The 13995-nt window shown below is 51.1% G+C and carries 9 protein-coding genes; 6 read left to right on the forward strand and 3 right to left on the reverse strand.

The genetic code is table 11. From position 1 onward, the window contains the following. Nucleotides 1-26 precede the first annotated feature (26 nt). Together MHI45_RS27610 and MHI45_RS27615 are read left to right on the forward strand one after the other, a co-directional pair. Complete coding sequence (locus MHI45_RS27610) at nt 27-1505, forward strand: alpha-N-arabinofuranosidase (protein WP_341119745.1); 1479 nt, start codon at nt 27-29, stop codon at nt 1503-1505. A 55-nt stretch (nt 1506-1560) separates the two neighbouring features. Then, nucleotides 1561-2523, forward strand: a complete 963-nt coding sequence (locus tag MHI45_RS27615; RefSeq protein ID WP_076110527.1) for a glycoside hydrolase family 43 protein — start codon at nt 1561-1563, stop codon at nt 2521-2523. Between the two features lie 87 nt (nt 2524-2610). On the opposite strand, the gene MHI45_RS27620 is transcribed toward MHI45_RS27615, so the two are convergent. Continuing rightward, complete coding sequence (locus tag MHI45_RS27620; protein WP_341119746.1) at nt 2611-3498, reverse strand: AraC family transcriptional regulator; 888 nt, start codon at nt 3496-3498, stop codon at nt 2611-2613. A 365-nt stretch (nt 3499-3863) separates the two neighbouring features. Here MHI45_RS27620 and MHI45_RS27625 point away from each other — a divergent pair, with 365 nt between their 5' ends. The 3 genes from MHI45_RS27625 to MHI45_RS27635 all read left to right on the forward strand — a co-directional run bounded on the left by MHI45_RS27625 (nt 3864) and on the right by MHI45_RS27635 (nt 7449). Then, nucleotides 3864-5492: an extracellular solute-binding protein gene (locus MHI45_RS27625; RefSeq protein ID WP_076110529.1), complete on the forward strand. Its 1629-nt coding sequence runs from the start codon at nt 3864-3866 to the stop codon at nt 5490-5492. 102 nt (nt 5493-5594) lie between these two features. Further along, a complete protein-coding gene (locus MHI45_RS27630; protein WP_038599019.1) occupies nt 5595-6518 on the forward strand; it encodes an ABC transporter permease in 924 nt (307 codons plus the stop codon). A gap of 28 nt (nt 6519-6546) precedes the next feature. After that, entirely contained in the window at nt 6547-7449 is a 903-nt protein-coding gene (locus MHI45_RS27635; protein WP_076110530.1) for a carbohydrate ABC transporter permease, read from the forward strand. 125 nt (nt 7450-7574) lie between these two features. Here MHI45_RS27635 and MHI45_RS27640 read toward each other — a convergent pair whose 3' ends face one another. Further along, nucleotides 7575-10160, reverse strand: a complete 2586-nt coding sequence (locus tag MHI45_RS27640) for a beta-L-arabinofuranosidase domain-containing protein (RefSeq protein WP_076110531.1) — start codon at nt 10158-10160, stop codon at nt 7575-7577. A 237-nt stretch (nt 10161-10397) separates the two neighbouring features. Next, nucleotides 10398-10925 (reverse strand): hypothetical protein, encoded by a 528-nt coding sequence (locus MHI45_RS27645; RefSeq protein WP_076110532.1) that lies wholly within the window; start codon nt 10923-10925, stop codon nt 10398-10400. A 243-nt stretch (nt 10926-11168) separates the two neighbouring features. Here MHI45_RS27645 and MHI45_RS27650 point away from each other — a divergent pair, with 243 nt between their 5' ends. After that, nucleotides 11169-13844 carry a YhgE/Pip domain-containing protein gene (locus MHI45_RS27650; RefSeq protein ID WP_076110533.1) on the forward strand — a complete coding sequence of 892 codons (2676 nt, stop codon included), beginning with the start codon at nt 11169-11171 and terminating at the stop codon, nt 13842-13844. The last annotated feature ends 151 nt before the right edge of the window (nt 13845-13995 follow it).

The raw sequence follows: 13995 nt of genomic DNA on the forward strand, positions 1-13995 counted from the left end.
AAACATTAGCCAAGGAGAGAGAAACTATGACTGCAAAGCTTGTGATTCACGCTGACCTGCCCAAAAGCAAAATCAACAAAAATATATATGGGCATTTCGCAGAACATTTGGGCAGATGCATTTACGAAGGTCTGTGGGTAGGCGAGGATTCGCCGATTCCCAATACAGACGGCATCCGCAATGACGTCATTGAAGCGCTGAAGAAACTGGACATTCCGGTGCTGCGCTGGCCGGGTGGCTGTTTTGCCGATGAATATCACTGGAAAGACGGAATTGGACCGAGGGAAGGCCGCAAGCGGATGGTCAATACGCACTGGGGCGGTGTAGTGGAGAATAATCATTTCGGCACCCATGAATTTTTCCGCCTGTGTGAGCTGCTGGAATGCGAACCGTACATTTGCGGCAACGTAGGCAGCGGTACGGTTCAGGAAATGTCGGAATGGGTCGAGTATATGACCTTTGACGGCGAATCGCCAATGGCGGACTGGCGCAGGGAGAACGGAAGAGAACAGCCCTGGAAGCTTAAATACTTCGGTGTCGGCAATGAGAATTGGGGCTGCGGCGGCAATATGCGTCCCGAATACTATGCGGACCTGTACCGGCGCTATCAGACCTATTCCAGAAATTACGGGGATAACCGGCTGTACAAAATTGCCGGTGGAGCGAATGTGGACGACTACAACTGGACGGAAGTATTAATGCGGGAAGCCGGCCGTTTCATGGATGGCCTCAGCCTGCATTCCTATACCATTCCCGGCAGTTGGGAAGAGAAACGCCAGGCGCTCGGGTTCGACGAAGCTGAATGGTTCGAAACGATGCAGAAGTCACTTCATATGGATGAGCTCATTACCCGACATTCGGCCATTATGGATCAGTATGACCCGGAGAAGCGGGTAGGATTAATCATAGATGAGTGGGGGACCTGGTTCCTGAGCGAGCCCGGAACGAACCCAGGGTTCCTGTACCAGCAGAACACTTTGAGAGATGCGCTGGTAGCAGGCATCCATCTTAATATTTTTCAGAATCACAGCAGCCGGGTGCAGATGGCCAATATAGCGCAGATGGTAAATGTCCTGCAGGCGCTGGTCCTGACCGAAGGCGATAAATTACTGCTAACCCCTACGTATCATGTGTTTGAGATGTATAAGGTGCATCAGGATAATGAATTGCTCGAGGTTGCCTTTGAGAGTCCGCAATACACCTGCGGCGGGGTTGCTATTTCACAGCTTAGCGTATCTGCTTCACGTGACGGGGAAGGCAAAATCTATGTGTCGATCTGCAACTTGAGCCATGAGGACGGTGCAACTCTCAGCTTTGGTATCGGTGGCGCAGCGCCAACCCGGGTAACCGGGCAAATTCTGACGCATACGGAGCTTGGTGCACATAACACGTTCCAGACGCCAGACAAGGTAGCGCCGTCTGTCTATGAAGCTGCAGCTTTGGAGGATGGAGTGCTGAACTGTGTCCTTCCGCCTGCGTCTGTAGTTGTGCTTACTTTGGAGTAGAGAAGCAGCGAATTCATTCTTTATATTTACTGATCAGATCAAAGGAGAAACCATTATGAACACAAATAGAGAATACAGCAATCCGCTTGTGGAACAGCGCGCTGATCCATGGGTGTATAAACATGCTGATGGCTATTATTACTTCACCGCATCCGTGCCGGAATATGACCGGATCGAGGTGCGCCGGTCAGAGACCATTGAAGGACTTACTGAAGCCGTACCGGTTGTAGCCTGGCGGAAATATGAGACGGGACCGCTAAGCGCGAATATATGGGCACCTGAAATTCATTATATTGACGGGAAATGGTACATTTATTTCGCCGCTGCCCGCACAACCGAAACGAACGAGGGCTTGTTCGATCACCGTATGTTTGCCCTGGAGAACGAATCTGCCAATCCGCTCGAAGGTACATGGGTAGAGAAAGGCCAGGTGAAAACAGCCTGGGAGTCCTTTGCCCTGGACGCGACTACGTTCCAGCACAAGGGAGTGCTGTATTATGTATGGGCGCAGAAGGACCCTGAAATTCCAGGGAACTCCAACCTGTACATTTCCGAAATGAGCAACCCCTGGACCTTGACCGGCCCCCAGACCATGATTGCGACACCTGAGTATTCCTGGGAGAAAATTGGCTTCAGTGTAAATGAAGGCGCAGCGGTACTGAGACGCAACGGCCGCATATTCATGAGCTTCTCGGCCAGTGCTACCGATTACAATTACTGCATGGGCCTGCTGTATGCCGATGAAGACAGCGATCTGCTGGATGCTGCATCTTGGACTAAACATCCCGAGCCTGTGTTCAAGACCAGTGAAGAGAACGGACAATACGGTCCGGGACACAACAGCTTCACTGTGAATGAACAAGGTGAAGATGTGCTGATCTACCATGCCCGCAATTATAAAGAAATTACCGGCGATCCGCTTTATGACCCGAACCGTCATACCCGTGCACAGGTGCTGCATTGGAACGAAGACGGTACACCTAACTTCGGCCTGCCCGTGAAGGACAGCAGCAAGTAAGGTTCTGAACTGAGCAACTGCAAACCAACAAAGAGTCCAGGAATCCCGTATAACAGTGGGGGCCTGGACTCTTTGCTGTTGGTGTATTCACTCATAAAAAAGCAGCCGTTTGGCGTAGGCATTCCGGAAATCCGTGGGCGTTAAGCCTACGATCTTCTTGAAGGACTTCATGAAGTTATGGCAGTCTTTGTAGCCAAGCTGCTGTGAGACCTCACTTACATTCTGGTTGGTGTCCGACAGGAGGAATTTGGCCAGCTCCATCTTTTGCTGCAAAATATACTGCTTCAGGGAGATGCCCGAAATCCGGGTGAAGAGATGGGATAAATACTTTTCGTTATAACCGAAGTAGGTGGCGATCTGCGATACCTTGATATGCTCGCTTCTGCTCCACTTGATATAGTCCACGATGTCATTGTACAGCTGTTCCTGCTTGTTTTTTTTGGCGGGATTATGTTCACTGTGAAAGACCTGGTTGTACAGCTCGCACAAAATGACCGTGGACATATAATTATTGAGTGTCTTTTGATTGTAGCCCCGGACCGAATCCTGAAGCTGCTTCATCATGACAATGATTTTCTCGAGACTTTTCAAGGTTCCGTACTGGGGAAGCAGCAGTTTGTTGTCCTCCCTGTTTCGGGGATGGGTGGAGATGTCGGTAATGCTGATCCCGTCCGGGGACTTGAAGTGAAGCCAGTAAAAGCTGCATTCCGAAGCCTTATAACCGTACTGTTTGGTAGAGGGGGGCAGAAGCAGATACTCTCCCTTGGAGACAACAAAATGCTGCTGGTCTCCCGCCAGGTACAATACCCCCTCGGTCATGACAATAAGCTCGTAATCCTGCAAAATTCTGCTTAAGTGAATCCAATCGGAGGAGGGGGCGATAAATTTGCCTGTGATCTCCAAATCGACCGGCGTATCTACGATCAGCTCGAAAGCAATCATCCGCTTGTCCCCTTTAATCTGACTTTTGTACACTCTTGCGTACTCTTATTATTATGGAAAGCCGGCCCGAAGTAAAGCGCTTACCGCTTAAAAATGTTTAGGTAATTGATAACCTTTTCACACATATTCGAACTTTAAACTATTTATCCAAATTTAAAACAAGCGTAAGCTAGAGATAACAAAACGACGTTCCAAAGGAAGGAGAAGGATGAAAAGGCTCATAAATCCGCTTAGATTCCCGGAGATTATGATCTCTATTTTTTAAACTGCATTTGAAAGCGGATACAATACGATGATATGTGTATTTGGATTTCAGTTTCATTTGGTTAATTTTAGATATTCATGAAGTATATCATCTTTTTCCTGCTACGATCGAACAGAAAAAGGGAGGATACAAAATGAAAAAATTTCTAGTGGGTCTGCTCGTGCTGGTGTTCAGCGCAGCAACGGTGTCCGGGTGCTCAGGCGGCAACAATACAAATACAAATACAGAGGCTGCCGGCGCAGGCAACACAGGCAAGAAGGTTAAGCTTACCGCCATCATGACCAAACATCCGTTAACTCAGGAATTCTCTAAAATGAAATGGCTGCAGGAAGCCCAAGAACGGGCCGGGGTTGAAATTGAGTGGCAGGAGGTCACGGCGGACTGGGATCAGAAAAAAGGCACGCTGCTGGCCAGCGGAGATATTCCCGACCTGATCGTAGGCGTCAACTCCATCACCGATGCGGATTTCTCGCAGTTCCCGGGGTTGTTCGAGGATATGACCGGGCTGATCAAAGAGTACGGCCCTAACGTGCAGGCCATGTTCGACGCCAAGCCGGAGACCAAGGTAATTGCCACACAGCTCGATGGTAAAATCTACGGCCTGCCTAAATATCAAAGATTCTGGCCGGAAACGACCACACGCCAGTTCATCAACCAAAAGTGGCTGGATAACCTGGGCCTGCAAATGCCGACCAACTGGGATGAATTATACGATGTGTTGAAAGCGTTCAAGGATGAAGACGCCAACGGAAACGGCGATCCGGGCGACGAAATTCCTATGGACTTTGCGCCTACAGGAACTGTAGCGTTTGGTGCTTTCATGCCTACGGTATTGCTGGGCAGCGAAGGTATTACACTGACGGATAACAGCGGACTCGGCTATTTTGTGGAGGACGGACAGGTGAAGAACTTCTTCACGGATGAACGCTACAAAACGCTGGTAACTTTCCTGAATAAATGCTTCAGCGCAGGACTTATCAATCCTGAGGTGTTCACCCAGGACTACACCAAATTCCAATCCGTCGCCCGGGGCAACGGAGATACGGCGGCTGTCGGCTTCACCTGGGGCTGGGAAGTGACCGACAGAGTCGGCAATGCGCTGGCTCCGCAGTATACTTCGATGTCACCTCTGAAAGTGTCAGCCGGTTCAACCAGCAAGATTTCCTGGAGTTATGACTATAATTCGCTGAACTATGGGGTCAATACCGTGCAAATGTCCGCCAAATCCAAACACAAGGAAGCGGCCATGAAGTTCATTAATGAGCTGTATGATCCTACAGTAAGTATGCAGGTACTGTTCGGCTCGCTTGGCACTAATATTGGCGACAACGGGGACGGAACCTATACTATTTTGCCTCCTACAGACACAGCGATGGACCCGGGCACCTGGAAATGGACCTCATCCTGGGCGGATAACGGGTCGATGTATATTGCGGATTCCCTGAAGCTGACGCTGGGGACGGATATGCAGTCCGTCGGTAAACAGACCGAACCGCTTAAGGCGGCCCTGGACGCCATCAACAAGGATACGGATGTGCTGCCAAGTATGTTTATCAAATACAGTGCAGCGGACAACAACGCGATGAGTCTTAACAATACGAGCATGATGTCTCTGGCCCTCTCGAAGTGGTCTCAATGGATCACCAAGGGCGGAATTGATTCGGAATGGGATGCTTATGTGAAAAACATTGAGAAGACCGGCGTCTCCAAAAATATCGAGATCATACAGAAATATTACGACGATTACAAGAGCAATCAATAAGCAGCAAGCGCAGACCCTAAGAGAAACTGAGTCCGGAAGAAGCCGTGCCGGGGGACTTAAGGCATCCGTTCTTCCGGCTCCTTAATGGGAGTGATGGTTCTGATGAAATCGGCTCATAAAAAGCCTACCGTGGTGAATACCTTCAGACGGGATTATCAGCTGTGGATTATGATTTTTCCGGCAATCGTTGTGATCTTTATCTTCAACTACATTCCGATGTACGGCATCCAGCTGGCGTTCCGTGATTATGACTTCTCCAAGGGGCTGACGGGAGGCGCATGGAGAGGGCTGTTTTATTTCCGGCAGTTTTTCGACAGCTATATGTTTGCGGACCTGATGAAGAATACGATAGCCATCAGTCTGGCAACCGTGATCCTGAGTTTTCCCGCACCGATTATTCTTGCCCTGCTGATTAACCAGGTGCGCTGGAAGCGGGCGAAGAAAACACTGCAGACGACCGTTTATCTGCCCCATTTTATCTCCATTGTCGTGATGGTGGGGCTGCTGAATGTGCTACTCTCCCCGAACTCCGGGGTTATCGGCCATATCCTGAGTTCGATCGGTCTGGGTGATATCAACCTGCTGGGCTCAACCAAAACCTTTGTTCCTGTGTATGTGTTATCGGAGATTTGGCAGCATTGCGGCTGGAACAGCATTATTTATTTGGCTGCACTTTCCACGGTGGACCCGCAGCTCTACGACTCTTCCAAAATTGATGGAGCCAGCCGCTGGCAGACGATCAAGCATGTCGATATTCCGGCGCTGATCCCTACGATTATCATTTTGTTCGTGCTTAGTATGGGGAACGTGCTTAGTACCGGCTTCGAGAAAGTTTTCCTGATGCAGAATGCCCTCAACCTTCCGGTATCTGAGGTCATTGCCACCTATGTCTACAAAATCGGGATTATCAGCAATCAGTTCAGCTATTCCGCGGCCATTGGCCTGTTCAATACCGTGATCAACTTTATTTTCTTGTATGCGATGAATCTGGTTGCCCGGAAATCCTCTGACATCAGCCTGTGGTAGCAGCACTTAGGGAAGGAGTGGAGTGTTCATGCAGCTTATTAACCAAAAGGGTAAAAAGTTGACGGATGTCCTCTTTGATGCCGTCATATATGCAGTGTGCCTGCTTATCTTTCTGAGCATCGTGTACCCGCTGTATTTTGTAATTATCGCCTCCGTCAGTGACTCCACGCTGGTGTCGACGGGGCAGGTAACGATTTTCCCGAAAAATATCAGCTTCTTTGGCTATAGTGAAATCTTCAAGGACTCGCGGATTTGGACGGGGTACGGAAATACCCTGCTGTATACGGTTCTCGGAACGGCGGTGAACCTGCTGTTCACGCTGCCTGCGGCTTATGTGCTGTCCAGACAGGAATTCCGGGCCAGACGATTCCTGATGCTGACATTTGTAATCACCCTCTTTTTTAACGGCGGACTGATTCCGACTTATCTGTTGATGAAGGATCTGCATATGACTAATACGATGTGGGTCTTTATTTTTCCGTTTTGCGTGAACGTCTACAATTTGATCATTGCCCGTTCGTTCTTTGAGAATTCCATCCCCAAGGAGCTGTTCGAGGCTGCTTCCATGGACGGGTGCACGCATTTCAAATTTTTTCTTAAGGTAGCCTTGCCTTTGTCGAAGGCGGTAGTATCGGTCATCGGTCTATATTATCTGGTTGCACACTGGAATGATTTCTTCACTGGCCTGATTTACATCCGCAGCAACAACCTGCAGCCGCTGCAGATTGTGTTAAGAGATATCCTGCTGTCCAATCAGGTGTTCTCGCAAGGCGCAGGTGCGGGTGGTTCGGCCGGAGGTTATGCCCAGCAGTATGCGGATCAGGTCAAGTATGGGGTCATTATCGTTTCCACGCTGCCGATTCTGATTGTGTATCCGTTTATCCAGAAATATTTCGATAAAGGGGTCATGATCGGTTCAGTCAAAGGGTAATGATGTTGTCCAATTACATGCTTGATTCATCCGGTCTCCACCCCTTATTACAAGGTAGACTATATGTGCAAGCAAAAATCCAGCCGCAACTGCGGCTGGATTTTTGCTTGGGATGGGGTTGAGCATTATTTCTTTAATACAGTAACCTTGTATTCTTGAACCGTGGAATGATCTTCCGCTTTGACAGTGAGGGTCAGTTCTGTACGGCTGTCTTCCAGTGCAATTTCCCTTGGTGACGTATCCTCGACCAGAATATCGCCCACATAGACCAGCGCGTTCTTGTGCTTCGGCACCGCCTTCATCTCAAGAAGCTCTGTCCCCTGCGGAACTGTCAGCGTGTAGGAAGTGGTATTGCTGCTGAACGGATCGGATAAGACCCCTCTGCTAAAGCTCAGCTCCTGCAGCCGGGCATCGGCGTCAAAGCCTGTCATCATACGCAGCAGGTCGAAGATGCCGTTCTCCTGACCCGGGATCACGAACTTGATTTCCGCTTCTGTCTTGTCCTGTACACTTGCGGCCGGGATGAGATACCGCTTGTTATAGAAGCTGCGCGGCTTATCCGTGTGCAGCGTCTCGCTGGCCAGCAGCTCGCCGTCCACATAAATAGCGATCTCCTTGCCGTTGCTGCCGGAGAAGTACGTAACGGACAAGTAGTTGTCGGTCTGCGGCACAAGCTTCAGTCTATAGCTGAACCAGCCGTTATTCTCCGATTTGCGGATGTTATATCCGTCCCAGGTGGCTACAGAGGTGTTCTCGCCTTGTATCCCATGCTCCAGCTCGTACTGGTCATTGCCGACCGGCAGGCTGTCGATGGTGGCATCCTGTACTCTCTGATGCAGCTTGGCCTGCAGAATATGGGCCTGCAGCTCCGCAGAGTCTGCTTCAACAAGGCGCCAATAGATTCCGTAACGTTCACTGTGTTGCTTATAGTGAGGAGTGAATACCAGGCGGTTGTCTTCGTCAGTACCACGCAGGGCAAAGGCCAGGCCATCCTCCACAGTCTCAAAATGGTCAGCGAAACCGTTCAGCCATTCCTCAGGGCTGGCGTTAACCGTAGTAATGAAATCCTTGACCAGCATGTTTCGGGTCGGCACACTGACGGCCACTCCTGTCGCCGACTGTGACATATCGTCCTGTCCCAAGGCGGCGCTCAGCACCACCGGGCCATATTTGAAGGCAACCACATGCTTTGCATCCGGCAGGTTGAAATAGTTAAGCTTCATGGGCACTTTAAGCTTCAGGATATCCCCATCCGCCCAAACCCTATCCAGTACGGCATACCCCTCTTCAGTCACAAAGCTGACGGGTTTTCCGTTCAGGCTCAGCACGGGTTCAGCGGCAATCCAGTCCGGCAGCCGCAGCTTGAGCGATAGAGCGGTATCTTTATTCTGCAGGGTCTGCACCGTGAACTGCACGGTATCGCTGTACGGAAGGGTGGCAGTTTGCGTCAGCTTAAGGCCGTGTTCTTCAGAAAGCAGCGTCGAGCTTATATATTGGTTCACATAAATGCTGCCGGAATTGTGGAAGTAAATGCTGTCATTCAGCTTGGTGAAGCTCTCCATGCCCGTTCCGGTGCAGCACCAGAAATGCTCGAAGGGTGAGCTATATACCTTGAAGTAGCCTGTTGCCATCGGCTGAAAATACATCGTCATCCCGGTATGCGGGTGCTGAGAAGAGACAATCGCGTTTAAAAAGGTGTTTTCGTAAAAATCGACATATTTGACGTCGCCGGTAAGCTTGAACAACTCACGGGAGAGCTTCAGCATATTGTAGCTGTTGCAGGTTTCTGCAGTGAAATTGGAGCGTTCCCGGTCCAGCATATCCGGATCGCCGAAATGCTCCCATTCGCTGTTGCCTCCGGTAATATAGCTATGGTGATGCACAACCATTTCCCAGAACTGCGCGGCAGCCTCGAGGTAGAACTGCTCGCTCTTGCCGAGCGCCAGATAGCGGTTCAAGGCCCCGAGGAATTTCGGAATGGTAGTATTGGCATGTTTGCCTTTGAGAATATCCTTGCCTTCACGGACCGGTGTGAATAAGGTCAGCTCATCGAATTGATGGGCTGCGCTCAAATGATGCTCATCTCCGGTGATTTTGTACAGCTCATACAGGCAATCGTTCATTCCCCCGTATTCCACGGATAAGACAATCTGCTGGATCCCGGGAGACCAGGAGGAGGTGCGTCGGTACACCCATTCGCCCAGTTTTGTTACAACGGCATAAGCTGTTTCATTTCCGGTGGCGGAGTAAACGGCTGTCAAACCGGAGATAATCTTGTGCATGGTGTACCAGGGTACCCAGGCGGGCTGTTTATTCTCCACATTGTCAAACAGCTGCTCGGAAAAAGCCGAAAGATATCCGCTCTCCAGCTGGCAGAGTGCAAGCTCCGAGACAATATACTTCAGTCTCAGGCCAATTTCATCATCTTTGGTGCTCTGATAGGCCTGGGCCAAGGCGGCAAGGTAATGCCCCAGCGTGTGGCCGCGAATCTCTGTATTTTCCCAGCCGGGATATTTATCGGCTTTGGGAGCCAGTCCCTTGTTCTCCCGGAAGCCTGCGAGCAGCCGGTCGGAATCGTAGCTTTTGAGATATTGGATTTCTTTAGCGAACGCATTCATGAAATAGGGATCGGTAATGCTGACCTGATCCATCCGGAAATCGTGCAGTACAGGTTTATTTGCCGCAGTGTGCGGTGTTGTTCCAATAGTCATATTTATCACCAATCCTATAATCTATAAAGTATGATACACGAAGCTTGATTCATAAATAAGCTTATAGGTATAGTGTTTTCGGGTAAATAGTGCAACGTTCGAATATGTGTGAAAAGGTTAGATTTATTGGAAACTCTCAACTTAAAACTATGTGTCGCGCACTAAGAAGGCGTACCAAAAAGACGGTGTTTGCCCGGATGGGCAGACACCGTCTTAATTTGTACGATTATAACAATGTTATGGAATGTATTGCTGCACGATTGAAGTTACTTGACCCTCTTCGATCGTGAGATGGTATGGAAATTGGCTTAAGTCGATAATATCGGTCTTGGCGAATTCCTTCTGGAACTGAGGTAGAGAAATTCCCTCGTTCCAGTTGATATCCAGGTCCTCGATCGTTCCGGTATGATCATAGATTTGCATGGTTACGCCGGCAATATCGGCAACCGGATAAGAGGTTAGCAAATCGCTGTCGTTAACGATATAATATCCGTCCGGTGCGCCTCCCAGCTCTGCCGCGCCATCCGGCTCCCGCTCGGCAAACACCCGGTCTGCTTCCGCGCCTTCAAACCATTCGATATCGTCCGCATTAAGCATCAGCTTGCCGTCTACGATTTGTAGATCGTGAATATATGCTGTGAGATGCTGAATCTGCCCGCCGCTTTGCGCTTCCGCACGTGTTCCCGCTGTGCTTGCCGTTGTTGCGAGGGAAAGAAACAGCAGGACCAGCAAAGGCAGTACATACTTGGAGTTTTTCAATAACATCTTTTCGTTTCCCCCTTGGCTTAAATATGGCTTGTGAATAGCCTATATACCTCTTTACCCTTCGCTATAGTTCTCAAACGGGGTATGTACCTCTATTAACGTAAATTAGCAAGAAATGTTGCAAAAATTTTGCTGAGGCCCATCAAAACTGCAGAAGATGTGAAAGACGGCACCGTATTTGTAAAAAGCTTCATGCCGGGGCATATTAAAATATCCAAATAACGGCTTGGAGGTGACTGGCGGATGGCGAAAATATGGCGGATCTATCTGAACGATTGGCGCAACCTGTTAAGGATTCCGGTGGCGATGCTGCTGATTGCAGCGCTTATTGTGCTACCCTCTGTGTACGATTGGGTAAATGTAGCCGCAGTATGGGATCCATACAGCAACACCTCCGGCATCAAAATCGCCGTGGCCAGTCTGGACAAAGGGGCGGAGCTGCAGGGGAAGAGCTTCAATATCGGTGATCAGGTGCTGGACAGCCTGCATAACAATAAGACGCTGGGCTGGACCTTTACGGATGCCCGGGCCGCTGAAATTGGGGTTCGGCGCGGAGACTATTATGCGAGCATCGTCATTCCCGCAGAGTTCTCGCAGCGGATGGCCGGAATCGTTGAGGGCAACCTGGTGAAGCCCGAGGTAGAATATACCGTTAACGAAAAGATCAATGCCATCGCGCCCAAAATCACTGCGAAAGGCGCTTCGACGATCACGACGCAGATCAGTGAGCATTTTATCGAAACACTCAGCAGCACGGTGCTTAATGCCCTCCGCCACATTGATGAGGAATTTCAATCCGAGCTGCCGGTAATCCGCAAGGTGGAGCAGGGGCTGTTCAAGCTGGAGGCCAGCTTGCCGGAAATAGACAAGGCGGGCAAGCTGGTGCTTAAGCTGCAGCAGAACTGGCCGGAGATCTCCTCCTCCGCCGGGAGGATCGCTTCCCTTACCAGCAAGCTGCCGGAGGTGGAACAGGCTGGAGCGGCGGCGGAGACGATCGACGGGCACTGGTCCCAGATCAGTGAAGCCGCCGGGCAGCTGCAGACGCTGAGAAGCAAGCTTCCTGAGCTGGAGCGGGCCGCTCTTCTGGTCAGCGGTCTGGATGCCAATTTCGGCAAGGTGGACGAGGTGCTGGACCGGGCTTCCGAGCGGTTGTCGGAAGCCGGTGCAGTGGTAAATGCCGCGGCCAAGGCATTGCCCCAGGCGGACCGGCTGGCTGCGGCCGGAAGCAGCTTTGGGCAGGAGCTGCAGCAGTTTCTGGAACAGAACGGCGCGGCCTTCGAGAGCATTCCCCTGATTGTGCAGCAGAATTTCTATCTGCTGCAGCAGACCGGGGATGCCGCCGTGCAGCTTGCCGAAGAGCTGCAGAACAATAAGGAACAGCAGCCGGCTGCCGCCCGGCAGCTGCAGCACGCTTCAGCCCGGCTGTCGGCCGGAAGCGGGACACTGGGCCACACCGCTGCTTTGCTTGGCGCGGTGAACAGCCTGTCGCCCGGGGCGGTGCGTACCGGCGACATCCATGCTTTAAGTGAAGTGCAGGAGCAGTTCACATCCGCTGCTTCCCGGGCGGACAAGCTTGCGGCGGCGCTGCAGGCCGGAGGCGGCCCGGACGCCGGCGCGCTTGAGCAGTTTAGCCTGGCCGCCGGGCAGAGCCAAGCGGCGCTGGATAGAATTGTTGCGCGCTACAATGCAGAAGGCATGCCGGCGGTAATGGACACCATGAAGCAGCTAATCAGCACAGCAGGGACTGCCGCCAAGGCGCTGCAGAATGTTCCACTGCGCCTTGACGCACTGAATACAGTTCTGGATGAGGCAGCGGCGGCAATCGGATACGGAGAGTCGGGCCTTGCTTCGCTGCGGCAGAACCTGCCTGCGGTCCGCGAAGATGTGCATGCGGCAGCCAGCGGCCTTGAGGACAAGATGGCTACGTTTAAACATTTCGTCACGGATGTTCTTCCGCAGATTGAGAGCGGACTCCCCGCTGCCGGAGAAGCGATCCATAGAGCTGCTGAATTTGCCCGCAATGATCTGCCTGCCGCAGAGGAGAAATTCCGCAGGGCAGCGGCGTTGATCACTACCGGACTTCCGCGTGCCGATCAGGGCGTAGAGCGCGCTGCACAGCTGGTTCGTGAGGATCTTCCCACGCTTGAAGCCGCAGTCCGTAAAGCAGCAGCGACCATCCGGCAAATCAAAAGTGAAGTGAATTTGGAAGATATCGCGCAGCTCTTGGGCGGAGATATCAAGAGCAAAAGCGATTTTCTCGCCAGTCCGGTCGTCCTGAAGGAGAAGACGCTCTACCCGATTCCGAATTACGGCTCGGCGATGACTCCCTTTTATGTCGTGCTCTCCTTATGGGTGGGGGGAACCCTGATGATTTCCCTGCTGCGAACGGGAGTCGATACAGAAGGCATCATATATACCGGCTACCAGCTGTATTTCGGGCGGCTGCTGACCTTTCTGACCATCGGAATCCTTCAGGCGCTGGTAGCGGTTTTTGGCAATATTTATATCCTGAACTGTTATGTCGCGGATAAAGGCTGGTTTGTGCTGTTTGCTGTGTTAATCAGCATCGTATTTGTGACGATTGTGTTCACCCTCGTTTCGGTCTTCGGCAATCTGGGAAAAGGAGTTGCGATTGTATTTATGGTGCTGCAGTTCTCCAGCTCCGGAGGCACATTTCCCATCAGTACCACCGGGCATTTCTTTCAGATCCTGAATCCTTTTATGCCGTTTACCTATGCGATCAGTCTGCTGCGGGAAGCGGTAGGGGGGATTCTGCCGGAGGTGGTCTTCCGCGATGCGTTGGCTCTGCTGCTTTTCGGCGTGCTGGCGCTGCTGCTGGGGCTTACGCTGCAGAAACCGCTTGAACGCTTCATCCGCAAAGCCGCAGAACAGGCTGAGAAGTCCAAGCTGATCTCTTGATGTAAGGAATTAGAAGATAAGAGCTTTTATTTCCATCTGTCAACCACTTTTGAACGTGCCAATGGATGTTGACCTGTGTAATATTTACACCTATTATGTAGGAATATCTGGATTATTGTTCAAATATTTGGATTTGAGAGGTGGAGTTTGT

The organism is Paenibacillus sp. FSL H3-0321 (assembly GCF_038002865.1).
In the GTDB taxonomy this organism is placed as follows: domain Bacteria; phylum Bacillota; class Bacilli; order Paenibacillales; family Paenibacillaceae; genus Paenibacillus_AQ.

Bases quoted from the DNA above. Each gene is read 5' to 3' on its own strand.
- MHI45_RS27610 (WP_341119745.1), top strand. From the start codon at position 27: ATGACTGCAAAGCTTGTGATTCACGCTGACCTGCCCAAAAGCAAAATC.
- MHI45_RS27645 (WP_076110532.1), bottom strand. From the start codon at position 10,925: ATGTTATTGAAAAACTCCAAGTATGTACTGCCTTTGCTGGTCCTGCTG.
- MHI45_RS27625 (WP_076110529.1), top strand. From the start codon at position 3,864: ATGAAAAAATTTCTAGTGGGTCTGCTCGTGCTGGTGTTCAGCGCAGCA.
- MHI45_RS27650 (WP_076110533.1), top strand. From the start codon at position 11,169: ATGGCGAAAATATGGCGGATCTATCTGAACGATTGGCGCAACCTGTTA.
- MHI45_RS27630 (WP_038599019.1), top strand. From the start codon at position 5,595: ATGAAATCGGCTCATAAAAAGCCTACCGTGGTGAATACCTTCAGACGG.
- MHI45_RS27635 (WP_076110530.1), top strand. From the start codon at position 6,547: ATGCAGCTTATTAACCAAAAGGGTAAAAAGTTGACGGATGTCCTCTTT.
- MHI45_RS27640 (WP_076110531.1), bottom strand. From the start codon at position 10,160: ATGACTATTGGAACAACACCGCACACTGCGGCAAATAAACCTGTACTG.
- MHI45_RS27615 (WP_076110527.1), top strand. From the start codon at position 1,561: ATGAACACAAATAGAGAATACAGCAATCCGCTTGTGGAACAGCGCGCT.